Below are 25,631 nucleotides of genomic sequence, written 5' to 3'. Positions count from 1 at the left end.
CCCCACCCGACCTGCTCAGCTACGCTGACCCCAGCACGCTCGGACATGGGGAATTACCTGACGGAAACCCCTGAGGAATTACGTGACCGTCGACAATCGTGGCGAGTCGGATCCCTCCATGACGGCCGCTGTTGCCTGGGAACTTCCTAGGACTCTCCAACTGATCAATCCGGCGACAACGAAAGTCAAAACAGAAAGCGTGAGCGACGCTTCCCCCGACACCGTTCGAACATTCTCTCTCAGGCGCGATCTCCTTGTGCTGTGCATACTCACATGAATTTAGACGGCGAAGAGGTGTCGCTGGTTCCCCCGACACAAGCGCTGATGGCGACGCACCCAATAGGGTCGAATTGGCGCCCAACGGTCGTTCCGAACGCGCTTGGTGGCGTTCTACGGGCCTTCTTGAAGTGCGCTCAGAGACGGCGCTGTCCATGTCGACGTTCGTCCGAGGGGTGCGTGCTTGGCCTCGCCGGTCCGCAGGCCATCTCGGCGCCGTTGACCGTGGATACGGATCGCCAGTCGGAGAAGGTAAGTCAGTGCAACACGCTTAACGTTGGTCAATTGTGCACGGCAGGCTCGCGAAAACGTGGTAGGTGATGTTATCGCCGACCTCACACGCCAGGATTCCGACTCTCGCCCCGTTCTCGTTCTCGTAGACAAGTTCGCCCGGGTGCCCTGAGAGGACGTCGTTCGTAGGTAGCGGTTGGTAACCGGACTTCGTGAGATCCTCGACCCGAGAAATTGTTTCGGTCAGGTCTCCAGACGTAGGGATCGGGGCCGAAGCGCGGACGCTCCACGGAGGCCCGTCCGGAACTGCGGTGTCCAGATCGTCGTTGCATGAGGTCAGTAGTGCATTGTCAGGGTTGATGTCGGTTCCGGTCGGCGCCAATCGGCGAATCTGTTCAGTCGCCATCGTTCGGGCCGTCGCTTCTGACCTGACGTCGGTCGATTCATGTGTGTCCCGAGGCCAGATCAGATATACAGCGCAGACTGCGGAAACCACGACGGTTACAGCAAGAAGCGCTGCGAACCAACGATTCTTTCGACGAGTTGGCATGATCAATCGATATCTATTCTCGGACCGAGACCGGGATTGTCCGTGACGCTTGGATTGCCATAGGGATCTTCCGCGAACTCGGGGACGCGAATCGGCGGCGTGATGCCGGGTCGCAAGCGCGGGCGGCAGAGAACGTGGCGCTTCCCTCGCCCGTCAGGTGTCCGGGCGAGGAGAAATCCAAGCAACTGATGATGTCTGCAGAGCTCTACCACGTTGTCGAAGCTTTTGCGCCCTCGTCAGGATCGATTCCGTATTGCGGTGGCGGTTGCGGCACCGCTCCCGGGGAAGCCGGTACAGGCGTGGTCGGTTTCGGTGTCATTCTTCCCCCATGTAAACAAGTGACGCCGCAGGTTGGTCTGCGCCGGATCCCCTCCCCAGGTGACCCGCCATGAGTATATCTGCACCGTTGGACGCGGCTGGTTGCTGCGTGGTTTCGTGCGCGGTGCCGACAAGAACATTGCGTGCAAGCGACCTCTGGTGTTCGCCGCGGAGCGGATATCGAGTGTCGTGTTCAAACGGGTGATGGGCAGTTCTCCGACCGTGTTACCGCTGGGCCGTCACCAGAACGACGGTGTACACCCGAACTACTACATGTCACAGTGCGGCGACGATGCCGAACCCGCACGCACCGAACAGCGCGGCCGTGATCACCTTAATATGCCCTGAGCGGAAGGGGTGTTCGCACTGGTCCCGACGATCGCGACGACCCGACCGTGCTGCGGCGGCGGTGAGCAGTGCGGTCACCACCGCCGCGGATATCGCCAGCCCCAAGGTGATGGGGGAGGGGTGCACGAACCACCCGCGGACAGCCAAGATTGTGACGCCGAGACTGTTCAAGGTGGTCCTGCGCCAGGCCAGCGTTGTCCGCTCCGCTTGCAGTCCGGCATCGTGCACCTTGCTCGTCACGAACGGGCCGAGATGACGACACACACGAGAGCGATGAGACATAGACTCGCCACGGTGATCCGCATGAGGTTGGCCGGCCTCGGCAAGGGTTGGCTCCGGCTCATCGCGTGCTGGACCCGGTCCCAGCGAAAGTAGGCGTTGAGTGCCAGCGTGGTCGCGGTGAGAACGCAAGTGATGGAGATGATCCGCAGTGCAATTTGATTGGTGTGTCCATCAGCGGACCGGAGGAACTCCCCGAGCACGATACTGGCCGCGAGCAGCGTCATGGCTGTGCGTATCCATGCGAGGAAGGTCCGCTCGTTGGCCAGGGTGAAGCGGTAGTCGGGCTCAGTGGGGAGGTCGGCGTCCGGTGTGCGCAGCTTGCGTCGTCGCGTCCACAGAGCCATCACGTGTCTGGCCGGCGACCTAGGACGACACGAACTGGGTATCGAGGAAGGTGGCGTAGTCCGGGAGTGTGGCCCCGGCATCGATATTTCCCTCTCCCTGAGCCCATTCCGCGAGTTCCTGCAGTTTGGTCGCGAGGTCGGGTGTGAGCTGCAGGGTGAAGTCGAACTCTTCCAGGATCGATCGCACCAGGTCGGCGTCGAGCTGGGTGGCTGCGGCGACTGCCTGCACGGCCTCATCGCTCTTGTTGGTCAAGCCTGTGCCGGCTTCACCGATCGCGGTGAAGAACTTCCCGATCGTTTCGCCCTTGGCCGAGATGGCCGACTCCGTGGACAGGTACAGGCTGTGTTGACTGTATGTGCCGCCGGTCAATTCGACGGTGTCCGGTCCCAGCGCCTCGATGGCCTGTGCCTGATAGGGCTGGAAGATGGACACGGCGTCGACGTTGCTCTGGCTGACGGCCGTGACGATCGCCGACGGGGCGACCTGGACCAGTTCGGCATCGATGTTGTCGGTGGCCAGCGCGTTGGAGATGTAGTACGCCGCGCTGGTGCCCAGCGGTGTGCCGACTTTCTTGCCCGCTAGGTCAGCCACCGTGTTGACGCCGGCATCTCGCCGGGCCACGATCTTCGATCCCTCCCATCGCGATCCGTCGCCGACCACGCGCAACGCCGGGTTGCGCACCAGGGCAGCGGAGGTGGGCACGTCTGCGGCAGTGGTGATGTCGACCTGGCCGGCGGCCACGGCTTGGAGTGCCTCGACTCCGGAGGAGAAGTTGATGACCTTGACGTCGATGCCCTGATCGTCGAACAGTCCGGCGTCGGCGGCCACCGGGATCTGCGCCCAGGACGGGTCGACGACGAATCCGACGGTAAGGGTGTCTGCATCGGTGTCGGTGCCGGTGCACGCGGTGGCCGAGACGGCGATGGCAGTGGCCGCGACCGCGACCAGGAGGATGCGGCGTAGAGATGTGGTCACGATGAAATGTCCTTTTCAGAAGGGGGATCGAGGGGGAGAGCATGTGCCGGGTGTGGCTGTCAGTGCAGTGCGTGGTCGATGCCGAGCTGGTGATGGAGGGTCTTGCGGAGTTCGCTGTAGCCAGGCAGATCGGCGAGGCTGTCAGCAGGGCGGGGGCGGTCCAGTGGGTTGACGATGTGCTCGGCGATTCCGCCGCCGCGCAGCACTTTGATGGTGTCGCCGAGGCGAATCGCTTCGTCGATGTCGTGGGTGACGAAGACGACGGTGCGGCCGAGTCGCGTCCACAGGTCGATCAGCAGATCCTGCATCCGCAGTCGAGTCAGCGCGTCGAGGGCAGCGAACGGCTCGTCCATGAGCATCACCTCCGGTTCCCCGGCAAGGACCCGCGCAATGCTGACGCGCTGGCGCATACCGCCGGACAGCTCGCTGGGCCGCTGCCGGGCCACCCCGGGCGCGAGGCCGACCAGGTCGAGCAGTTCGTCGATACGCGCCCGACGCGCCTTGGCGGGCAGTTTGCGCGCGACGAGCGCGAAATCGATGTTGTCCGCGACCGACAGCCAGGGGAACAAGACGTCGCGCTGGAAGGCGACGCCGCGCCGGGGGTCCGGGGCGGTGACAACTCGACCGTTGTCGGTGACCTGTCCACTGGTAGCGGTGGTCAGTCCCGCAAGACAGTGCAGCAGTGTCGATTTGCCGCTGCCCGATGCGCCGACCAGAACGGTGAACGAGCCGTCGGGGATGGTCATGGAGATGCGGTCGAGAGTGGGGTGCTGGGTACCCGGATAGTGGACAACCAGGTCGTGGGTCTCTAGTGCCATGTCAGTGTTGCTCCTTCGCCCACCGGATGAAGGGCGCCGAGGCTTTGTTGATGGTGACGTCGCACAGCGCGCCGATCACGCCCAGGACCAGTAGGCAGAAGATCAGTCGATCAGCCTGGGAGAACAGCTGCGCTTGATAGATGCGGTAGCCGATACCCGCTGTGGTGCCCGTCATTTCAGCGACGACGATCAGCACGAAGGCCATCGCCGCTCCGACCCGCAGGCCGGAGACGATGTCGGGGGCGGCTTCGGGCAGGATGACCTTCCGCAGTGTCTGCCATCTACCCGCACCCAGGCAGCGCGCGGCTTTGAGGTAGTCGGTCGGAGTGCTCGACAGCCCGGCGTGGCTGTTGATCCAGACCGGGACGAACACACCGAGGGTGATCACCAGGACCTTGCTGTTCTCGCCCAGGCCGAACCACAGGATGGCCAGCGGGACCAGGCCGATGGTGGGGATGGGGGAGAACACCCGCAGTACCGGTTGGAGCACGTTGCGTCCCAGTGCCGTTGTGGCGGTGGCCACGGCAACAAGAACCCCGATCGCGGAACCCAGTACGAAACCTGCTGCGGCTCTGCGCAGGCTGGCGATGATGTCGTCGCTCAGCAGACCTTCCTGCCACAATCCCTGCCCGGCGGAGTAGATCTGCGGGACGCTGGGGAACAGCTGCTCGGGGAAGCGACCGGTGGCCACGGCCAACGACCACAGTGTCGCGGCGATCGCCAAGCCGACGAGCGTCCACCCGAGGGTGCCCAAGCTCGCGCCGATCTGATGCAAGGCCGCGGCAGATCGCCGCTCGACACGGGGCGGCGGTGGTTCGACGCTGGTCGGCGGCGTCGACTTTTCAGCGTGTGGTGGCAGGCCGGTGGTCATCGGGTACCTCTCGAGGTGGGGTTCGCGAACGTGTGCGGTCAGGACCGTTGCCGCAGGTCGATATGGGGCAGTGCGTGTGTGGGTGTGCCGAGCGGGGTCCAGTCGAAAGGGACGGCCTGCGACCGATACACCAGCGGGGTCAGGGTGAGGCGGTCGACGCCGGGGACCCGAACGTGTTTGACCTCCGGTTCGCCCGCGACGCCGTGCCCCTCATAGGGGCTGTGGTACTCCCACACGACGTCGCCATCGGGTGTCACCTGAAACAGGCGCCCCTGCATGCCTTCGGTGATCAGGGTATTGCCGTTGGGCAGTCGTTGCGCGTTGCTGACGAACGAGCTGAAGAACGCCCAGGATGGCTGGCCGGAATCTTCGGCGGTGTACTGCCAGACGATTTCCTTGGTGGTCGGGTCGATCTCGAGGATGCGCGATCCGGCATAGATGCCGAGGGCGGCCGGCGGATAGCCCGCGCCACCCTGGTTGTCGAAGACGAGGATGTTGCCGGCGCCCGGCAGTCCCGGTGCGATCATGTGCGGATTGTGTTGTCCCGAGGTCTGATCCAGGGGGCGGGGCACCTTGTGCACGTTGATGCGTTGATGTTGGGCGCCGGCTCGCGCGGTGTAGTACGGCCCGCTCTGCCAGGCCGGGGAGCCGGTGGCCTTGTCGATGATGGCCACGATGTTGGCTTTGCGGAAGCTGATCACGATGTTGTCCGGCGCGAACACGCTGCTCGGGTCGGCGGTCTGCCAACGGTTGGGTCCCAGCGACTTGGCGCTGTTCATCTCCAGGTAGCCCCACGGGTCCTCCGGGTCACGGGCGACGGTCTCACGCAACGCGGCCCAACCCTCGTCGGAGAAACCGAACTCCTCCAGGTGGTCGCCGGCCAGCCAGGACCAGACGATGGTGCCCTCGGGATCGACTTCGTAGAGGCCCTGGTCGCCGACCACGTGATCACCGAGGCTCGGGACCACCCGCGGCACCGTGACCAGGATCAGCCGGTTGCCGTTGGGGAGGAGTTCCCAGTCGTGGTTCTGGCGCGCGGCGCCGTCCGGGGCTTCGGTACCCCATTCCCAGCGGCGCTCACCGGCCCAGTCGAGTTGTCCGATGGTGCCGTTGGCGTAGATGCCGCCACGGGCGTCGCCGCTCTCGGACAACTGCACACCGACGTCGCCGATGCGACCGGCGTTGAGGGCGGGATCGAGAATCCGGGGCGGGACACCAGCGTACGGCCACTCGTGGACGACGTTTCCAGCGAGGTCGATCACGCGGGTGACCGAATCGGCTCCGGTGAACAGCACGTAGCTGTTGTCCACACGGTCAGGGTCCAGATATGTGACTCCAGCGAGTCGTACGAATGCCATGTCAGCTACTCCACCAATGCGTTGTTACGTCTGCGAGTCCAGGTCGTGAACTATCTAATCGATTAGCGTAATGTCGGCGCCCGGGCCGATGAAGTGTCACAATCAACGTGATTCAGACCTTGTCTGAGGGGGCGGCTGAGGGTTATGTCCCTTGCTGAGGGGCATGGCGGAGGAGAAGGAGCGTATCGAGTGGGTGTCAAACGTCCGACCGTCGCCGACGTGGCGCAACGTGCCGGCACGTCGACGGCGGTGGTGAGTTACGTCCTCAACGACGGCCCACGTCCAGTGTCGAACATCTTGCGGGCCCGGGTCACTCGTGCGATCGAAGAATTGGACTATCGACCCAACCGCCGGGCCCAGGCGTTGCGCCGGCAGCGCCGCTGGCGGCAGATCGGCCTCTTAGTGCCGGACCTGACATTGCCGCTGTTCGGCGAGTTCGTCGGAAGTGTGGAGCGGCAGGCACGCGCTCAGTACCACCTCACGATGATCGGTAACACCGGCTACGACCCCGAACGGGAGCTGGAGTTCGTGAGCGCCTTCGCCGAGGCCGGTATCGATGGTCTCGTCGTGGTGGGTGCCTCCAATGCTGCCGAGACCGCAGCGCTGTGCGCGCAGGCGCGGATCCCGCTCGTGTGGATGCACAACGTGCGCGGCGACGTCGATGCGCCCATCGTCAGAGTCGACCATGAGCAGGCCGGTGAGATCGCCACCCGGCACCTCGTCGAGACGCATCGCTGCCGCGACATCGCGTTCGTCGGCGGGTTCACCGAGGCCGACGTGCACCACGGAGACCGGGAGACGGTGGAGCAGCGCTACCGCGGAGCGACCGCCGTCGACGGCGCCGGCATCACCCATATCCATAGCGATCTCACCGCCGACGGCGCCTACGCCGCGGTACGAGAGTTCCTCAACTCCCGGTCGACCCCACCAGAGGGCGTAGTGGTCGCAACGTACGGACAGACCGCTGCGACGACGCGTGCAGTCGCCGACCACGGATTGCGAATCGGCGACGACGTCAAGATCGTGGCTTTTGACGGAGGCCAGGCGAAGTACGGCCAGTTCGACACCACCAGCGCCCAACAACCGGTGGACAGCATCGCGCAGCATGCACTTGAGCGGTTGATGGCCACCACAGCCTCTTCATCTGATTCTCGACGGACACGTCCGGAGTTGTGGGAACCGTTCCTTCACGTGGGCAATACCTGCGGGTGTTGACAGCGTCTGCCGGGATCGATGGTGGGTCTGCGTCCCGGGCGGCTGCAGTTCATGACCGACTACGACGTGTTCATCACTCCGACGGGAGTAGTTCCAGGGTGCACTTCCGCGCCGCACGTCATTTCTGACAGGGACACCCCGTCGTCTCTGTCGTGGTTTGTGTATCTTGTTCTTGCCCGGCTTAACCCGGAACGGGAGCTATTTCGTGTAGCCAGAATCGTTCCAGTGCAGGAGCTGTACGGTGATCGTCCCGCCCGCGCAGCTGGATCGCAGTCGTTGGCTGAAGCCTTGATTGTGTACCGGCCGTCGGACCCCGGGCCGACGAGTTCAGCGTAATAGTACGCATGCGTTGTGCTTGGTAACCGCCTCCCGGATCGTCCGATCCGACCTCTTCGTATCCCGTGCTGTCAGGGACTAGGGTGAAGGCGCCGTTGTGGCGCTCAGGGTTGTAGTTGGTGAAAACGTTGTTCGTCGTATCGGCTTGCCGGGTCTGCAAATTCGAGGCTTGACCCGTAGATGGCCACATCCTGAACGAGCAGCGTTGTGCCGTGCTTGTCAACGACAGCAACGCATCCGGTGGAGTCGGTCCGATTGTTGTCACTCAGGGCGAGGCCAACGGTGACGTCTCCGAGCTCGGGGTGACGGACCATGCGTTGGTCTGCGAGTTCGCCTCGACACGCTCGTGCCGAGGTGTTCTTCGGTTGGACGATCTTGAATAAGAGCCCGATCTCGTACGCACGGTCGCCGAGCGCGAGTGTTGACAGGGTGTCGCCGATGATGACGGTGTAGTCGGCGACGGCGGGTAGGACCCTCGCTCGTTTTGCGTTGACGGCAAGTTTTTCGGAATGTCGCGTTTGAGGAGGCTGTCCCACGTGCTCTCGGACGGAGACGTGACCGCTGATCTCGCCGAGCACGTCGGGAGCGCGCTAGATGAAACATTTCGCAACCGAGGCAACATCTGCGGCGACGGCGACGGCGTCCGACGCGGTGACGGCGTTGTTTGCTCCGCTACTGAGACATGCGCCCATTACGCCAAGCTCGAAAGCAGTCAGCGTGGTGGGGTCGTTGACTGCCGCCGAGCGCCTTCCAGATCATTCCGTATGCGACCGATGCCGTCGACACCTTTGTCGTGATCTTCGAGGCTGGTGTCTGGTGAGTGATGCTTCGCTGAAACCGATGTCGACTCCACCGCCCGGTGGGAGCGCCCATGTCCGCGAACGCTCCGATGCCGGCAATCCTAAGGCTTCCGTCAGTTTTGTGAGGACTTCGGTGATGGCGGCACTCGGCTGACCCGAGTAGGTGTCGAGGGGCAGTCCACTGGAGCGCTCGGTGTAGTGCGCGTCAACAAAGGTATATCCAACGGTCGCAACCGTACGTTAGGGGATGACCGGCCTAGCGTCACTTGTCTGTTGGATTTCGCGACTGCCATCATCGATTAGTTCGCAAATCATTCCATCATTTCCTACCGAAATTCGGTTGTCCCCGAATCTGCTTCGCAATTCCTGGACTTCGTGAGACTTCACTATTCCGGTGTCGGGATGAACTTTTACGCCGCCGCGGTTTTGGGCGGCGAATTCTAAAGTTGATCGGTATGTTGCTGAAGGTACTCCGATCGCGATTCCGACCTCGGGAAACATGGCAGTTCGAAAATCGTCGAACTGCGCGAGGCGACTGTCCATGCCCGTTGACTCGAAACCCGATTGTGTTCTTTCGTTTATGGCCGAGACTGTCGGCCAGTAATGTGCGAACATGGCATGTTGGATGTCGAGGTTCTGGCCTTTTCGTGCCGCCGGAGGGTCGTACAAGTCAGCGTTCCAATGATCATCCTGAAAGTAGCTCACGTGCGCGTAAACGAAATCATTCGGGTAGGATCCGCCAGGGTTTATCGCCTGAGACTGCAGTTTTGCACTTGCGATTTCAGTATTAGAGGGTCGAGTGCCAAAACGCCCCTTCGCTTCAACTGTTAGAAATACACTTCCGCTGTCGTCGAATCCGATAAAGTCGGGTCGCGAGCGCCGTAATGGTATTCCCCGTGCTTGAAGGTAACTCTCAAATTGAGCGAACGTAGATACTTGAAATATTGTTTCGGCCACAATCTTTGCCTGAACTTGCCCGAGAAAGTAACTTACGGCTCCCTTCTCGGTAGGGTTTAAGAAGGTGTAGCTGTCGGATCGTCGCCAATGGTGCCCGTCTTCGTAAAGATTTGCGTCCGCCATTGCGACTCGCCACAACAATTCTGTGACAGTTGGTGCTCGATTAGCGCTCCTGCCGAATGGAGTTACACCTATCGTTGCAGATGCTCTGAGGAGGTCGGCACGGTTGACCTTGACTCTCCCCATGGCGTGTACCCCAGCAATAGGACGGAAGTCATGGAGGCGGTACGGAATAACCGGCGTCATTCATTCGGCTCTTTTCTTCCAACCGCGGGCGCGGTGAATCGGAATTAAGCGGACTTATTGCAGATAACGCGTATTCGCTATTATCTTAGCAGTAAGACCGCACGGGCGGTCACCCCATATAGGTGAGTAGCGCTTCGAGTTGGGCCTCATCAACATCGACGATGCTCGGCCCACCGGTGGCACCGACGCGGATTCCCTCCGACAACGCTTCCGGAATCGGCTCGTCGAAGGCGGTCGGAATCTGCGTAGCCTGCGATACCAGCGCGATGTCAAATCGATACGGATAGATCACCTTGCCTGCAGCCACCTCGTCCGGCCAAAATGGCTCGGCGTACTTCTGCAGGGGCGTAATGACTTTGAACAGGTAAAGGTCAATCTTGCCTGTGACCCAGATGTCTCGCTGCGCCCGTGGCCCGTGCGGAAGGCCCTTCGCTTTGGTGCCGAGGACATGCCACGAGAAGTTCGTGCCGGTATCGGAGTTGATGGGCAGACGTGGAAGACCCCATCGTCCCTTCCTGATTCCCCACCGTAGGTTGGCCTGGGCATCGCTCGTGACCGCGTTGTAGGTGGTCAAGACTGCAGGCATTGGCAACTCCCCAGATTTGGCGTTACGGTACAAGTGACTGAAGCAGTGCTTGGGTTTCGGAATCTGTTGAATACACGGTCATTCCGCGCATTCCTCGAGTAAGGAGGACCTTGTAGGTGTTGCGGATGGCCCTGTCGAAACCTTCGGGATTGCCCCGCTTGACCTGGTTGTCGTGGTTGTATTCGGGTCGCGCTTCCCAATGGTCGGTACGCCACACCAGGTCGGGTCCGAAGATGACACCGCCGTAGTCGTATTCGAAACCTTGCGCTGTGTAGACGCATCCGACTTGGTTAAAGCCGGCAGGGTCTGACGCCCAGTAGGGTGTTCCAGGCGCACCGTCGTGCGATGTCTGCTTTTTGTTGTTCCACGGGCGTTTCCAGTCGCCGATCACGACGTCGTCGACGAGACCGCCGCCCTTTACCGGGTCGCTCCAAGCCCAGCAGTAGCCGGCGGCAATCCGAGCCGAGTAGCCTTCGTCGAGAAGAGATCGCAGCTGGTGTTCAACGAGTGATGGAGACTCCGAGACGCGTACTGCGAACGCTTCGTCGCCGGTCCACTTGATCGGGCCGCCAGGCTCGAGGTCCAGCAGTCGGAGGACCCAATTCTCGTAGGCGCGGCTGCCGCCACATCGGAACTGTCCGTCGAGCGAAACCATCCGAACTTTACATCCCATGCGCTCGGCGGCGCCGCTGATATCCGAGACGGTGCCCCGCTCCGACGGGCGCACTACCTGGAACTCGTCGAGTAGGAAGACGGGAACGCGCGCCGCGTCGATGAGCTCTTCGACCTGCGGGCGTCCTGTGCGGAGCGCCGCTTTTGTGTAGCGGTTGGTCGAGGTCTCTTTGACTCGATGAGCTTCATCGTTGATGAGCACGTCGATCTCGTTGGGTTCGGCGTCAATGAATTGGTTGTAGTACTTAAACATCTGCTTGACCCGCGGCGCGCGAGCGCCTGCCACCCGCCGCAGAGTCATGGTGAATGCTGATGACCCGGTGGCATGCAGAGCGGTCCGGCCACGCCGGGACAGCTCGCCGAGCAAGCTCAGCGCGATGACTGACTTCCCCGAGCCAGGCCCACCGGTGACGATGATGACTTCCTTGGTGTTCGACCGGTACGACTCGTCCACAGCGCGCAATACCAACGAGTACGCGGTCTGCTGCTCGTCGAGAAGAACGAACTGCTCACGGCGTTGGACTTCGTCTGCGGCCAGGGCCATGAGCTGCTTACTGGGCCGAACGGCCGACGAGAGCAACTGGTCGGCAGCGTCGGCACCCGGCTCAGTCGAAAGCTTGCTTTGGAAGTACTTGAGCAGTTCACCGCGTCGTTGCCCGGTGAACATGCGTCCGGTTTCGGACTGGGGGAGCGTCCAGAGGTCTTGGATGTCCGCGTCGGTGGCGTTGTGCAGGTATGCGACACCCGCAAGCTGGTCGGTGCTTCCGCCGAGCGTCGCGATGAAGTCGCTCAGGTGTGTGCAGTAACGGCGAACTTGCTCGACTGGGTGTAGTCGTTCGCCGGCTCCATCGAGCAGGACGACGTCGTCAGTGCCCGCAAGAATCGACGCGCTGCTCCACTGCTTGAGCTCGACGACAACGTACGACGGCAGCCCGGTCTTGGGGTGGACTCCACACACGACCGCATCAGCACGCTTGCTGGTCAGCGGCAGCTGGTATTCGACGAGAAGCTCTGCCTTTTCGAGACCGGCATCGACAAGGTCGCCGGCTAAGACTGCAAGGCTCCGACCCCAGGAACGAGCCTCAGCAGGGGACGGGTTGTAGCCGATCTGGAAACGGAACTGTTCGGTCAAGACGGGTACGAGACTCCCGGACTCGATCTGAAATCGAACACCAGCGACAGAGTTGCGGTACAACGGCAAGACGGCTCCAGGAAGGCATGAAAGTCTTCCCGCACGGGTGGAGCCTTGTCGTAGAGACGCATGCTGTCGGGCCGAAGCGGATTACTGGTCGATCGTATCCGCGAGGCCTGGCCGCTGAGGTGTTGTGTGCACCGTGTCGCCGTCTTAAGGATGGACGCTCGTGGGAGTGGCGACCGCGAGCCTTCCCTATGTCGTGCGAACAGATGAAGAGACGCGAATCTTAAGCCGCTGGTTCGCGTAGGACTGCTGGGTACCGTCAGGCCATTCACGGCAATGCTCCTTCGCTTGCCCAGAGTGGGTCGGCTACCGTCCACGCATCAGCGATGCCAAGCTGTACAAAGCAAGTGCTGCACTGGGCCCGGACAAGAACAGGAGACGAATGGTGGTCACTGTTGACAGGGTGCTCCGCCGCTCGAACCAGTTCGGTACTTGCTGGACTGGAACCATAGGCAGCCGCTTACATGACCGGTAGCTCGAGGCCGTTAGCGTCGTCGGACGCTGTCCGCGATCGAATGCGGGAGCAACGCCGGCGTGACACCGCCGCCGAGATGCGGATTCGCCGCCTGCTACACGCAGTGGGAATCAGATACCGCGTAGACGTCAAACTCGAACCTGACATGCGGACTCGTGGCGACATTGTCTGGCGTGGGCTGTTACTTGTGGTGTTTGTAGATGGTTGCTTCTGGCATGGGTGCCCAGTACACGCGACCCGGCCCAAATCGAACGCTGATTGGTGGGCGGAGAAGCTGGATGCCAACGTCCGCCGGGATCGGGCGACTGACGCAGAGCTGAGATCGCGCGGGTGGACTGTGTTGCGTTTTTGGGAGCACGATCCACCTGATGACGCCGTACGGACCATTCGCTGTTCTCTATCCAACCTGCGAGGGAGGGTGTAATAATCCGGATCGATCCTGTTGGCCGAGCCGTGGACCGGAGTGCAAAAGATGTTGTTGGAAAGCGGGAGTCCAGAGTCAAATAGCGTGATGTCCTGAATTAATCGTGTCAAGTCGCGGAGTGGTTGGTTGACTTTAAGGAGCAGTAGTGACCGAGAACGTTTTGCATGCAATTGATACCATCGAGGTCAAACGACTGCCTCCTGACCCGGACGTGATGAAGGCAATTGGACTTTCGCACGATATGACAACAGGGCTTGCTGATCTTGTCGACAACTGCATCGACGCTAACGCTTCGAAGATATTGATACGGTTCATTCGTATCGGGGGTCGGTTAAGGTCGCTCCTCGTAATCGATAACGGCCGTGGGATGGGTGACAAGCGAATAGACGCAGCAATGACAGTCGGCCGCCGACGCGATTACAAAGGCGATTCGCTAGGACACTTCGGAATGGGTCTGAAAGCGGCTTCCTTTAGCCAAGCGGACACTTTGACTGTCTTGTCCAAGAAAAGAGGGAGGTTGGCCGTCGGGCGTCGTATTAAACGCGCCCACGTGCAAGATTTTCTGTGCGAGGTCTTAGATCCCGGTCAATCTGGTGAAGATCTGGAAGCGGCGCTCTTTGAAGTCGAAGCCGACGGGGGGACGCTGGTTAAGTGGGACAACGTCAGAACTTTTCCCACCGCCACCGATCCTACGATCACCGACGAATACCTCTCGCACACTATTAATCGATTGAGATTGCATTTAGGATTGACTCTTCATCGTATTCTGGGGACCAAAGTATCTATCACCATTGATGTCACGGATGCAGACGGTGGCGGACCGGGCGCACCGAGCACGGTACAATCAGTCGACCCCTTCGGGTACAAGCGTTCCGGAAAGGCTTCCTATCCAAAGGACTTGATTTGCGATGTGGGTGGCGAGCGCCTATCGATAACCGCGCATATCTGGCCCCCTCGAAGCGAGGCGCTAGGGTTTAGACTGGGTGGGGACCCTTCAATCGGTCAAGGCTTCTATTTCTACAGGAACAACCGTTTGATTGAGGCTCGGGGGTGGAAGAATGCAGCGTCGACGAACAGACGATTGCAGTTGGCGAGAGTGGAGGTCGACATAAGTAACTGGCCTGAGCTCTTTGACATCAATATGGAAAAGAGTAGTGTTCATCCGCGTCCGGAGTTTATTCAAGCGGTCGAATCTGCGGTGGCGAAGGACGGAACGTCATTCGAGGACTACCTTGCGGACGCTGACGGTCTGTACCGAGAAAGCAATAGAAGGGGAAGAACGAGACAGCCCGTACTCGAAGCCGGTACTGGTATGCCAGCGAAGGTGCGCAAGGCAATTCAGGTCGAATATCCTCGAGACGAGTCGAGAGCCGCACTGGAGATTCGATGGACAGATTTTTACGACGGCGACGAATTTTTTGAAGTCGACCGAGAGTCGAATACTCTATGGTTGAACAAGATCTATCGTAAGGGGATGCTTGCTGGACGTCGTGGTGGGGTAAATGATCTCCCCGTGGTAAAAGCCTTGCTATTCCTACTTGCCGAGGATGTCTTTCGCGGCGCAGCATTTGGCCCACGGGACAAGGATAACGCGGCTGCATGGCAGGCAGTGTTGACGGCGGCCGCGAAAGAGGAGACTGGAAAATGAACAGCCCGGTACAGCGAGCCATCCCGCTTTAATTCGGCGAGATCCAATAAATCTTCTGTAGATTGACTACCTGAAGCGCCCGAAGCGCTCTTCGACTAAGATCTTAAAGGGTAATTCCTCATCATCTCACAAGTCAAATGTCGACCATGTTGACGAGCCTTCGATGGATGCTTTATTGCTACCTTTGCAGCAATGAAAGACGTGTCAACGCGACTAGTGTTTGCGACTCCTATATTGACGCCCGCGATAACTTTTCAGTCTAGTTAGAAACTGGAATGGCGATCGATGGCTTTAGCCAACATCTTGCCGATCGCAATACCTAAAGAAATTGGTACTGCATTGCCTATTTGTTTGGCTATTGCGGTCTTGGACCCAACCCATTGATGATCGTCGGAAAACCCCTGAAGCAGTGCCGCTTCATAATGGGTGATTGCCCGATTCTCCGTGGGATGCAGGTAGCGGCCTTTCTCTGGTTTAAAAAATTCTGTTCGGATGGTCACGGACGGTTTGTCCCAGCGCAACCGCCCCATTACGTCCCCCGAACCTGTCGTGTGATTTCGCCAGCAATTTGGCAGAAGGTCATCAGGTATGTCGAACCGGTTGCCTCCGGAAGGAATGGATGCGAATCGTGCGAGGGAGACGTCACTGTAATTCCGGGTCAGATGTAGCTCGGGAGACTTGAATGCTCCCGGAAACTCGCGGCCTCCGAACTCTATATATCGATCTGGTAGTAGGCGTTCGCGGACAGCAGTCGGTACTCCGACCAACGCGTCGGCGACGGTTGTTCGATTCCCCTGGGTCGTCGTTTTCGTAGGCTGCCCAGGGTCCGGTAAGTCTCTGTGCCAACCAACTACAACGATGCGCTTGCGCGCTTGGGGCGCCCCAAAGTCAGCCGAGTTCAGTAGGTATGGGGTGAAGCTATAGTTGGAGAGCTTACCGCGCCGCCGGGTAGCTGTGCGGAAGAGCTCAAACTGAGGCGAATCGAGGAACTGTGGCACGTTCTCGAGGATGAAGTACTTTGGATCCGCTCGTTTCACGGTCTCCGCGTAATGGCGCCACATCTGATTGCGTGAGTCCGTCACGTCTTGTTTTCCCAGCGCGGAAAACCCTTGACAAGGTGGGCCGCCGACGACCACGTCAACTGCGGGTACCTCTTCCTGCTTTAACCAGTCCTCAATCTTCCCGGGGTAGACACGATCCCCGAACGTGGCGCGAAAGGTCGCAGCGGCGGCGAGATCCATCTCCACTGCACGAACCGTCTCGAATCGCTCGTCCGACCGGTGAAGCCCGGCGGTCAGCCCGCCCGCGCCGGCGAAGAGATCTAGAACCGTCAAGCGGGGAGATGAGATGGGCACAAGTAGACCATAGCGGGACCCACCGACGTCACCTGTCGCACACGCTGGCCAGCTGCGGCACGTTCGGTATCTAACACGGCGTCGGTCGTGTATCAATTTAAGGGACTAGGGTAGCAGGACCCATGTGAGGATGCCTTGAATCATGCAACGTGTGAGGGTGACGCCTGTTCCCGCCACCTCGTCGAGCAGGCTGCGCATGCCCGTCGGCGACGAGGTCAACGAATCGGATGCGCTTAGGTGTTCGTGTGGCGGCAAGCGTCTCGATCGTGCTCCGAATTGGATACGGGGCGGCTACTTGATCGGTTCATCCGCGTCCAGGCCGTTGCCATGTGCTCGATGCCGAATATCTGTCAACCAGGATTGCGAAGATCGGGGGCTAAACCGGGCCGGGACTGCTGTCGAATGGTGGTCGGGTGAGGCCAAGGGTAGCCCGTCATCTGCCAGAAGAAAGTAGAGAGTTTGATGCCAGAGGAACGCAATGGATACCTAACTCCCGAAACATTGGCGGAGTACTTCCAAGCGACCACTCCAACCGTCCAGCGGCTGAGTAGTAACCCACACTGCTGGTTACGAATCGACCCGATTCGCGATGTCCTTGAACTGTTCGCGGAGGAGATTGGCGATCTACCCGATCTCGTCGAATTCGAGCGACTCAGCGTCGACAGAGACACGATCTATGGCGAAGCGTGCTTTCATCTAAGGGTCGACGCAGAAGGTGACCGATACGAGGCCTATAGCTTAGTGGCAAACATTGTCGACGCAATGGGTGAAGGCCAGACATTCTCTGCCGCAACGAGACAGTCTGTTCAGTCCTTTAGCGAACTACTTTCTAAGCGACACCAGCTAACCCCCGAGAAGGAACGAGGACTGATTGGGGAGCTCCTTGTACTTTCTGGACTTGTCAATGTTCTTGGTGGACCTGCGGCGATCGAATCGTGGCTCGGTCCAGGGTCAGAAGAGCATGATTTCGCTCTCGCAGACTTCGACGCCGAGGTCAAGACGACGGGCGCCGAAAAGCGGGTGCACGTCATCAACTCGGCGACACAGCTGTTGGCATTGCCAAATCGCCCACTATGGCTTGTCTCTATCCAACTTACGAGGGCAGGCTCTGCTGCGAATAGTGTGACTTTATCTGGGCTAGTCAGCGAGCTTCGCTGTCGGCTCGAAGGTGATGAAAGCCGTTTCATCAGCTATTTGACGTCGAATGGATGGAGGGATCGCGATGACGAGCTCTATCGGACTCGCTACTTGCTTAGGTCGGTCCCTACCGCCTATCAGGTCAACGACACCTTCCCGGCGCTGACTCGTCCACGGATCAACCAAGTCGTCCCGCAACCGGGACTCGTCTTATCAATCTCGTACCGTGTCGACGTATCGTCTCTTGATGCCCAGGTACCGCCGTACCCGCTTAGCGAGCTAGTCAATGGATCGAACCAGGGGGACACATGAACATGGAACAGCCCGGCACGAGCCTGATCTCAGGAGCAATTGTTCAAGAGCTCAAGGCTCTCGAGGGGTCTGCGCCGGATAGCTTGTGCGAGGCGGTGGAATTCCGACTGCGCAAGACAAAGCCAACAGGTGTTGCTGAGACTGACCTGGTTGCGGTTCTGACCTCCCATAACGCAAACGATGCGGCCAAGACAAATCTGCGAATCCAGCTTATGAAATGGGACTTCGCTGACGATTCGGATTGGACCGCGGGCACAGAGACGCGCTCAATTAAGCGGAGGCATGTCACGTATGGACTCCTCGGCTTCACGGAGTCGAGCTTTGACGCACTCGATACTGAATATCCGATAGACGTCAGTGGGTCGTCAGTGATCAGCAAAGAGCTGCCTTGGGACCCGTGGTACGTGGGCAGCAGAGTTACGGAGCACGACTTTTACTGGCGAGCCTACCGGGGGGTCCTAGAGAGAAACTGGGGGGGATCCGACTCGATTGGCAAGCTCGACCAAGCGACAGATGAAGTAATCCGTCGGCTCGCAGATCCTGAACGAGACGCGCCTTACCAGTCGAAGGGCTTGGTTGTGGGCTACGTACAGAGCGGCAAAACCGCGAACTTCTCGGGTGTGATTGCGAAAGCTATCGATGCAGGATACAGGCTGATCATCGTTCTTACTGGAACCGTCGAGATTCTGCGTAGCCAGACGCAGCGACGCCTCGACATGGAACTGGTGGGTGAAGAAAACATCCGAGGAGGAATCGATCCCGCCAATGACGATCTAATGGCTACAGTCGATTATGCAGGCCAGGGAGACCAAGATTGGTTCGAAGGGAAGTTTCTTACACACGGTGTGAATATTGCCGCACAGGACAACATCCCGGGAATCACGCGACTGACGTCGCCGAATTGGGACTACAAAAAGCTGCTAGCTGGCCTCGCTGCACTCGATTTTCGTCAGGGCAACGAATTGGCCGTTAAGAGTAAGAAGCTATATGACCCGGTAAACCTCTATCGAACCAACGTTCGATTAGCGGTGGTCAAGAAGAACAAATCGACACTAGATAAGCTAGTTTCGGATCTCAAGAAGATTCACACAGGTATGGAGGAAATACCTGCGCTGATTATTGATGACGAGGCAGATCAAGCCTCGGTCAATACAGTCAACCCAAACCGGAAAGGTAAAACTTCTGCGGAGGTGGAGCGGACTGCAATCAATAAAAAAATATCGGAACTTTTGACGCTGCTTCCAAGGTGTCAGTATGTCGGATATACGGCGACGCCATTTGCGAATGTTTTTGTTGATCCCGAGGATTCCGAGGATATATTTCCGCGTGACTTTATCGTCAGCCTCGACAGGCCGGATGGTTACATGGGTGGCGCTGACTTCTATGACTTTAATCAGGAATTTTCAGATATCGAGAAAACGCCCGCCACCTCTAATGAGGCCGCTTTTGTTAGAGATATCGAGTCGCAGACAGGTAGCAAGCGACTGGAAGCGTTGCAAGCTGCCCTTGACTCCTTCGTTCTCTCCGGCGCGATTAAGCTTTATCGGGAGTCGAAAGGTGCGAAGGAGTTCCGCCACCACACGATGCTGATTCATGAATCAGTAAAAATGGCAGACCATGCGGCATTGCGGGTCGAGGTCCAGCGGCTATGGCATCGTTCGGGGTATACATCGGTCACCGGGCTTGAGCGTCTCCGCAAACTTTGGTTGGCCGACTTTGAGCCGGTTAGTCGCGCCCGCGCAGCCGCGGATGACGCCACGCCCGCAGATTTTGACGAGCTCGTCAAGTTCATCGGCACCACGATGGATCGGATTTCTGAATCGGGCACCCCTGTTCTAGTCGTAAACGGAGACAAAGACATCGAGCAACCGCAGCTCGATTTCCAGGCTCATGGGGTGTGGAAGATCCTCGTTGGTGGCGCAAAGCTCAGCCGAGGGTTCACTGTTGAAGGCCTCACTGTGTCCTACTACACCCGTCGCACTCTCCAGGCTGACACACTCATGCAGATGGGTCGGTGGTTCGGCTTCCGCCCGGGTTATAAAGATCTGGTGCGGCTCTACGTGGGGCGCGCCGTTATTGCCGGAAATCGGACATACGATCTTTACGAGGCTTTTGGAGCGGTAATACAAGACGAGGAAGAATTTCGCAATGAACTTCGAGTTTTTGCGGACACAGAGGACGACGGACGGCCCTCGGTAACGCCAATTGATGTTCCGCCGCTCGTCTATCAGCAGCTTCCATGGTTGAAGCCGACGGCCACCGGCAAGATGTACAACGCTGAACTGAAGTTCAAGGGTGAAGGGGCGAAACTCGTCGACTTCGCGATGCAAGACGCGCGAGGCGTTGGTGACTTTAACGCCTCACACTTCGGAGCTATCAAGCCGATACTGGAATTGCTTGGCGAAGCGGGAGAGTTCGAGTACCGCGAGACCCGCGCTAATGTGGAGCGGGTGGGAACGTTCGTCGCTCGGTACGGCGTAGTCCCGGCCGCTGATCTGCTGGCGACTTTTCAGCAGTTCCACTGGACACCCCACTGGGAGTTCGGGCCGCACGCCGAGTTCTTGAAGCGTGCGATGGCAGAAGGGAAGCTAGATGACTTTGTTGTGATGCTGCCCGAGCTGGCAGATGCGGAGCAGCGGACGATTGAAGGATTCAGCGATGCTCTCCCCATCATTAAACGTAAGCGTCGTCAAGATCGCCCGGGTTTCTCCGGCAGCTCGTTCCGGCAGCGCCAAGCGATCGAGCATATCGCCGGCGGCGAAAAAACCGCCGGAGTCCTGGCAGAGGAACTGTTCGGGCTAACTCGCGGTGCAGTATTGCTCTCGCTTGCGGCGGACATGAAGGATGCCGACCCTGCTGTCGGATCTGATCCGGCGAAGTTGTCCGATCCGACCAGCCCCCGAGATATCGCGACACTATTCTCCTATGCTCTCCCGAAGTTGGCGGCCCCTGGCGGTCGTATCGGATTCGCTGCTAAAAAGAAGGTCAACAAGTTGGTCGTCAAGCCTTCGGACCCGGACTGACCGTTAGTCTCAGCGTTGCTGTGAGCAGCGACGGTGCGCGGGCTACCGTGCGTAGATCCGCGGTCACAGTGAACGACCTGGCAGCGTGGGTTAATCTCCCCTTGCTTGAACTCTGCGAACAGCAACACGGAGGCCTACGGTCTGATGGACGACTTCTTTGACGTTTTTGCGGGCTGGGCTCGCCAGACGTCGCTTGACTCAGCGCTCAAGAAGTTCAAACGAGTCCTAGAACCAGACATTCTGGCCGCCTATAAGGCAGAGTACGAACGTCGATTGCAGAATGTCCTCGGCGATGGACCGCCGATCATTCACGGGCCTCGAGACCCTTGGTATGCAGGACCGGATGGCGAATCCGACGTTTACTGGCCGGCGTTGAGTCAGTACATCAAGTCAGATCTGGACTGGCCGACTGAGCGCGTCAACTTGCTGGATGGGTCGTCGAACAAGGTTATCGCGTACACACCCCGTCCCAGCGAACCCGCTTGGGATTCGAAAGGGCTGGTGGTCGGCTACGTACAATCTGGCAAGACGACCAACTTCACTGCCGTCATCGCGAAGGCTGCGGACGTCGGCTACAAGTTCGTCATCGTCCTGTCCGGTATCCACAACGGGCTCCGAAAGCAGACGCAAGAGCGGCTGGACGAACAACTGCATCAGCTGACGCCACATAAGTGGAAGCAACTGACCAACGCAGATGACGACTTTCGGGCGCCCACCATGCAGTCGACGGCGCTTCTCCACGTTGACGACAGCGGCGTGATCCTGGCCGTGGTGAAGAAGAACGCGACCGTGCTCAGGCGGCTCGACAAGTGGCTCCAGCCGGCCGTGAAGCAGCGCGCTTTGACCGACGTACCCACCTTGATCATCGACGACGAAGCCGATCAGGCAAGCGTCGAGACCAACTCAATCAATCCGCTGATTCGCGGCATCATCGCGAAGCTGCCCAAGTCGACGTACATCGGGTATACGGCGACCCCGTTCGCCAACGTCCTCATCGACCCTCGCGGAGACGATCTCTACCCGCGGGACTTCATCCTCAACCTGCCACGTCCCGAGGGCTACTTCGGGACCGAACGGATCTTCGGACGAGACGTCGTCGAGGGAGACGAAGCCAACGGTAGCGATCTCGATGGCTCCAATATGGTCCGGTCTATCCCGGAGGATGAAGTCGACGCAGTAAGCCCGAAGGGGAAGGCCGCGACCGCTGACTTCCAGCCGCACATTCCTCCGACGCTGGACGCAGCCGTCGAGTGGTTCGTCCTGGCAACCGCTGCGCGCCGCGCACGTGGCGACAGCGGTCACTCGACGATGCTCATCCACACCTCGGTAAAGACTGCAGTTCACTTGAGCTTCAAAGCACCGCTGACGGGGTTGGTCGACCGCCTGGCGACCAAGGTGAGCGATGCCGATCCGGACACAATGCAGCGTCTACGAGCTCTTTGGCAGTCGGAGACCTCGCAGGTGCCTGCGTCAGAGTTCGGGCTGAACCTTCTGGACTTCGATGAGGTGACAGCTGAATTGAGTCAGGTTCTTTCCACTGTGAGAGTGGTGATCGACAACTTCCGCAGCGACGACCGACTCGACTATTCGAAACCGGGTCAGATCGCGATTGCGGTGGGCGGCAATACGCTCAGCCGCGGACTCACGCTCGAAGGTCTCACTGTCAGCTACTTCGTGCGAGCTGCGCAGGCGTACGACACACTGTTGCAGATGGCGCGGTGGTTCGGCTTCCGGCATGGGTACGAGGACATGCCGCGTATCTGGATGACCGATGAGCTGCGGCAGTGGTTCCGTCACCTTGCGACCGTCGAGCACGAGATCCGTCTCGACATCGAACGGTACGAATCGGAGAACCTGACACCCACTGAGTTCGGGGTTCGGATCCGAACCCACCCGACACTACGAATCACGGCGAAGATGGGCCACTTCATGCCCGCCTACGCGTCGTACGGCGGACGCCGGGTTCAGACCAGGTATTTTTTCGCACAGGACGAGGAGTGGCTGCACGGAAACGTCGATGCTGCCGACGGCCTGGTATCGCGGGCCCGGACCAAGGGAGCGCAGCCAGAGGTCCTCGATTCTGGAGCTGTCCTGTTCCGCGACGTCGACGCAGATGACGTGCTGACATTTCTCGGTGACTACTCAGTCCACGAAGACTCACCTGATTTGGATTCGGAGCTCATCACAAAGTACGTAGAAAAGCAGCGGCGCAACGGAAGTCTCGACAAATGGAACCTTGCCGTCATCGCATCGAAAGAGGGGGCAGGGAAGGGAACTGTGAGACTCGGTGGCTATGAGTTCGGGCGCATTACCCGTGCCCAGCTCAAGGACGGTGGCACGAACCGGGCTGATATCAAGACTTTGATGTCGAAGGATCATCGCGCGGTCGACTTTCTTCCTCAGAGCGTTGCGCGGCAAATGAGTGAGGTTGCGCTGATGGATGCGCGAGACCACGACCCCACCGTGAAGCGAAAAGGTTTGATCTTGCTGTATCCGATCGATCCGAAATCGGAGCCGCTGCAATCGAACACCAACTCTCGTCGACCTCTCGACGCGCTCACGGACGTCATCGGTGCGGCGCTGGTGTTCCCGGGCGCTGCATTCGAGACCAGCCAGGTAACGCAGACCTATGTGAGCGTCGATCTGACCGACGCGGAGATCGAGACCGAAGATGCCGAGATCGCCGAGCTGATCGGCTCAGGCGAGGGGGTGTGATGGCAGTGAACGATGCGGCATGGTGGTCCCAGCGGGTTGCGGCCGAGGGGTCGACGGCGTCGGAGGGGATTCGTCGGCAGTTGGGAAAGCCGCAACTCGACCCCCTGACGGTGCTAATTCGTGAAGCGGCGCAGAACAGTTGCGACGCTGCGCTTCCAGGGGATGGTGATGTCGACTTCAATGTCCAGATCCGTCGACTCACAGGCAATCGTCTTGCGAACTGGACCAAATTCCTGCTCCCAGAGCCTGCTGGGTCTGCGCTCGGGATCGAGCAAGCATTGGCTGGTGAATCACGTATTTTGACGATCTCCGACCGTGGTACGACAGGTCTCGGAGGTCCTCTCCGTGCCGACGAGCCGACGCGCGCCGGCGAACGGGCGGATTTTGTGAAGTTCATCCGAAACGTCGGTGAGCGAAAGGGCGTCGATCTCGGCGGAGGGTCGTATGGATTCGGAAAAGGAATTCTCTATAACGTCAGTCGCTGCCACATCGTGGTTGCCGACAGCCAGTGCGTGTTCCGTGGACGACTACAGCGCCGTTTGATCGGTGCGGCGATGGGCGATGGCTATGAGCACGGTGGTGTCCGCTTCACCGGTCGTCATTGGCTCGGCGTGCAGGACGGAGACATCGCGCAGGCACTGATCGGTGAGGAAGCCGAGAAGCTTGCTGATCAGTTGGGGTTGCCGAAATTTGCGCAAGGACAGACCGGCACGACCGTGGCAATCGTCGATGCCGACCTAGGGGTCACCCGAACGAAAAGCACAGAAAAGCCGCGTACTCCCGAGGACGCTGCTGAGTACCTGGCCTCGACAATCCTATGGAACCTGTGGCCCAGAATGATCGAGGGCGCGCACAACCGCCTGCGGTGTTCGGTCAAGTTCGAGGGTTTTGCTGTTGATATCCCCGCGCCCGAGTCGACGATCGAACTCAAACCGTTCGTCGACGCGTACCGAAAGCTGTCGAGACCCAACGAATACGAGGTCCCGGTCAGGAAGAAGGCGCCGACCGAGGTGGGGCGCTTCGCGAAGGTCGAGTCGATGGCACCGCTCAAACCGCACGCCCTTCTTTCGAAGGCGGCGCCTTTCGAGGGTGGCGCGCGGCACTGCGCCCGCATGCGTCAGGCAGATCTGGTGGTCAATTACGTTCAAGGCGAACCACACCCAGATGAGGCGATCCAGTATGCGGGGGTGTTTCGCTCGAGCGTAGACGCAGACGGTTACTTCGCAGATGCAGAACCGCCGACTCACGATGACTGGGTCACCAACGGGCTTCATGGTGTGGCTCTCGGGGTAGTGCAGTTGGCCGCGCGTTTCGTGAGAACAAACATGACGGTGGCCCCGCCAGAGATCGATTCGAGTGCGCAACACGATGCGGCGCTCGCGCCGTTGGCTGGTCGCCTGTCTGGTCTCGTTTCAGGTACGAAGGGCGATGGAGCGGAGCTGCGGAGGGGCGGCGCCGGACGCCGGTCGCGACATGGAGGAAGCGGACGATCCTCTGCAAACCCGAAGATCATCGAAGGGCCCGCTCTGCGCCAGGAGTCCGGGCAGGCAGTGATTGTGGCAAAGGTTCAGTTTCCGACGTGGCCGACCAAGAAGTCAGTAGTTGCCAATCCCGTGGTTGTCATCGAAGGTGGCGTCGAACCGCCCGGTGTTCTGGAGCCACCTACTGTGTTGCGATGGGAGTGCACGGAAACCGGCGAAGTCCGGTCCGGTTCCCGAGTTGCGCTGTTGCGTAACGACAAGCGTATCTGGGAGGTCACCGTTTTGCCGCCGGGTGACGCGGTGATCCGTTTGGGTGTCACGGTCGAGAGTGACGACTGATGGCTGCGAGGGATGTGCGGCCTTTCTTCGTGCCGGACGAGGCCAATGTCAAGGCGTCGCCATGGTCTCGGCTGATAGACGGTGAGTGGGAACCGATCGGGGATGCGGTTGAGAATTGGGACTACCGTACCGAACTGCGGCTCCGTTGCTCGATTGCGATCGATCCTGAGGCGATTCGGCGCGGCGCCCACCTGACCGACGGTTCGCCTCTGGCATTCTCCTTTGGTTGGCGTGCACTTGATACGTATCTGGTCGGTCCAAACGTTCGAATCCCCTTGAA

At 59.7% G+C, this 25,631-nt stretch carries 17 protein-coding genes; 7 read left to right on the top strand and 10 right to left on the bottom strand.

The genetic code is table 11. From position 1 onward, the window contains the following. Window positions 1–1,651: 1,651 nt before the first annotated feature. Genes DFR67_RS07350 through DFR67_RS07325 form a run of 6 tightly spaced genes read right to left on the bottom strand, consistent with a single transcriptional unit; the run spans window position 1,652 to window position 6,372 of the window. A complete protein-coding gene (locus tag DFR67_RS07350; protein ID WP_211324961.1) occupies window positions 1,652–1,963 on the bottom strand; it encodes a DUF202 domain-containing protein in 312 nt (103 codons plus the stop codon). After that, entirely contained in the window at window positions 1,960–2,349 is a 390-nt protein-coding gene (locus DFR67_RS07345) for a YidH family protein (protein WP_110468711.1), read from the bottom strand. Before DFR67_RS07345 ends, DFR67_RS07350 begins: the two co-directional genes overlap by 4 nt. Window positions 2,350–2,368: 19 nt before the next feature. Next, window positions 2,369–3,325, bottom strand: a complete 957-nt coding sequence (locus tag DFR67_RS07340; protein WP_110468710.1) for an ABC transporter substrate-binding protein — start codon at window positions 3,323–3,325, stop codon at window positions 2,369–2,371. A gap of 59 nt (window positions 3,326–3,384) precedes the next feature. Continuing rightward, window positions 3,385–4,143 (bottom strand): ABC transporter ATP-binding protein, encoded by a 759-nt coding sequence (locus DFR67_RS07335; RefSeq protein ID WP_110468709.1) that lies wholly within the window; start codon window positions 4,141–4,143, stop codon window positions 3,385–3,387. Window position 4,144: 1 nt separating this feature from the next. Continuing rightward, on the bottom strand, window positions 4,145–5,014 hold the full coding sequence (locus tag DFR67_RS07330; RefSeq protein WP_110468708.1) for an ABC transporter permease: 870 nt from the start codon (window positions 5,012–5,014) through the stop codon (window positions 4,145–4,147). 38 nt (window positions 5,015–5,052) lie between these two features. Next, a complete protein-coding gene (locus tag DFR67_RS07325) occupies window positions 5,053–6,372 on the bottom strand; it encodes an aryl-sulfate sulfotransferase (RefSeq protein ID WP_110468707.1) in 1,320 nt (439 codons plus the stop codon). Window positions 6,373–6,561: 189 nt separating this feature from the next. Between DFR67_RS07325 and DFR67_RS07320 the strand changes: the two genes are divergently transcribed. Beyond that, entirely contained in the window at window positions 6,562–7,587 is a 1,026-nt protein-coding gene (locus DFR67_RS07320; RefSeq protein WP_245937793.1) for a LacI family DNA-binding transcriptional regulator, read from the top strand. Between the two features lie 440 nt (window positions 7,588–8,027). Here the strand turns inward: DFR67_RS07320 and DFR67_RS07315 are convergent, their stop codons facing one another. The 3 genes from DFR67_RS07315 to DFR67_RS07305 form a co-directional block, all read right to left on the bottom strand. Further along, window positions 8,028–8,501: a hypothetical protein gene (locus DFR67_RS07315; protein ID WP_110468706.1), complete on the bottom strand. Its 474-nt coding sequence runs from the start codon at window positions 8,499–8,501 to the stop codon at window positions 8,028–8,030. A gap of 1,594 nt (window positions 8,502–10,095) precedes the next feature. Continuing rightward, window positions 10,096–10,572 (bottom strand): hypothetical protein, encoded by a 477-nt coding sequence (locus tag DFR67_RS07310; protein ID WP_110468705.1) that lies wholly within the window; start codon window positions 10,570–10,572, stop codon window positions 10,096–10,098. A gap of 22 nt (window positions 10,573–10,594) precedes the next feature. After that, window positions 10,595–12,445, bottom strand: a complete 1,851-nt coding sequence (locus tag DFR67_RS07305; protein WP_110468704.1) for a DUF2075 domain-containing protein — start codon at window positions 12,443–12,445, stop codon at window positions 10,595–10,597. 461 nt (window positions 12,446–12,906) lie between these two features. Between DFR67_RS07305 and DFR67_RS07300 the strand changes: the two genes are divergently transcribed. Both DFR67_RS07300 and DFR67_RS07295 read left to right on the top strand, forming a co-directional pair. After that, the gene (locus DFR67_RS07300; RefSeq protein WP_211324960.1) at window positions 12,907–13,341 is read left to right on the top strand and encodes a very short patch repair endonuclease; all 435 of its coding nucleotides are present in this window, start codon (window positions 12,907–12,909) and stop codon (window positions 13,339–13,341) included. A 145-nt stretch (window positions 13,342–13,486) separates the two neighbouring features. Beyond that, window positions 13,487–14,989, top strand: a complete 1,503-nt coding sequence (locus DFR67_RS07295; protein ID WP_110468702.1) for an ATP-binding protein — start codon at window positions 13,487–13,489, stop codon at window positions 14,987–14,989. Between the two features lie 263 nt (window positions 14,990–15,252). Here DFR67_RS07295 and DFR67_RS07290 read toward each other — a convergent pair whose 3' ends face one another. Beyond that, a complete protein-coding gene (locus tag DFR67_RS07290; RefSeq protein ID WP_211324959.1) occupies window positions 15,253–16,344 on the bottom strand; it encodes a DNA cytosine methyltransferase in 1,092 nt (363 codons plus the stop codon). Between the two features lie 462 nt (window positions 16,345–16,806). Here DFR67_RS07290 and DFR67_RS31570 point away from each other — a divergent pair, with 462 nt between their 5' ends. The 4 genes from DFR67_RS31570 (at window position 16,807) to DFR67_RS07270 (ending at window position 25,351) form a co-directional block, all read left to right on the top strand. Next, complete coding sequence (locus tag DFR67_RS31570; protein WP_110468701.1) at window positions 16,807–17,793, top strand: PD-(D/E)XK motif protein; 987 nt, start codon at window positions 16,807–16,809, stop codon at window positions 17,791–17,793. Further along, window positions 17,790–20,816: a Z1 domain-containing protein gene (locus DFR67_RS07280; protein ID WP_245937790.1), complete on the top strand. Its 3,027-nt coding sequence runs from the start codon at window positions 17,790–17,792 to the stop codon at window positions 20,814–20,816. Before DFR67_RS31570 ends, DFR67_RS07280 begins: the two co-directional genes overlap by 4 nt. A gap of 105 nt (window positions 20,817–20,921) precedes the next feature. Next, entirely contained in the window at window positions 20,922–23,531 is a 2,610-nt protein-coding gene (locus tag DFR67_RS07275; protein WP_110468700.1) for a Z1 domain-containing protein, read from the top strand. Then, on the top strand, window positions 23,531–25,351 hold the full coding sequence (locus DFR67_RS07270; RefSeq protein WP_110468699.1) for a hypothetical protein: 1,821 nt from the start codon (window positions 23,531–23,533) through the stop codon (window positions 25,349–25,351). Before DFR67_RS07275 ends, DFR67_RS07270 begins: the two co-directional genes overlap by 1 nt. The last annotated feature ends 280 nt before the right edge of the window (window positions 25,352–25,631 follow it).

The organism is Williamsia limnetica (genome assembly GCF_003217475.1).
Classification (GTDB): Bacteria; Actinomycetota; Actinomycetes; order Mycobacteriales; family Mycobacteriaceae; genus Williamsia; species Williamsia limnetica.
The sequence above is the reverse complement of the archived record's forward strand: the minus strand, read 5'-3'. Positions and strand labels throughout refer to the sequence as shown.

Excerpts from the sequence above, each read along its gene's own strand:
- DFR67_RS07330 (WP_110468708.1), bottom strand. The coding sequence starts at position 5,014 with ATGACCACCGGCCTGCCACCACACGCTGAAAAGTCGACGCCGCCGACC.
- DFR67_RS31570 (WP_110468701.1), top strand. The coding sequence starts at position 16,807 with ATGCCAGAGGAACGCAATGGATACCTAACTCCCGAAACATTGGCGGAG.
- DFR67_RS07280 (WP_245937790.1), top strand. The coding sequence starts at position 17,790 with ATGAACATGGAACAGCCCGGCACGAGCCTGATCTCAGGAGCAATTGTT.
- DFR67_RS07300 (WP_211324960.1), top strand. The coding sequence starts at position 12,907 with ATGACCGGTAGCTCGAGGCCGTTAGCGTCGTCGGACGCTGTCCGCGAT.
- DFR67_RS07310 (WP_110468705.1), bottom strand. The coding sequence starts at position 10,572 with ATGCCTGCAGTCTTGACCACCTACAACGCGGTCACGAGCGATGCCCAG.
- DFR67_RS07345 (WP_110468711.1), bottom strand. The coding sequence starts at position 2,349 with ATGGCTCTGTGGACGCGACGACGCAAGCTGCGCACACCGGACGCCGAC.
- DFR67_RS07325 (WP_110468707.1), bottom strand. The coding sequence starts at position 6,372 with ATGGCATTCGTACGACTCGCTGGAGTCACATATCTGGACCCTGACCGT.
- DFR67_RS07335 (WP_110468709.1), bottom strand. The coding sequence starts at position 4,143 with ATGGCACTAGAGACCCACGACCTGGTTGTCCACTATCCGGGTACCCAG.
- DFR67_RS07270 (WP_110468699.1), top strand. The coding sequence starts at position 23,531 with ATGGCAGTGAACGATGCGGCATGGTGGTCCCAGCGGGTTGCGGCCGAG.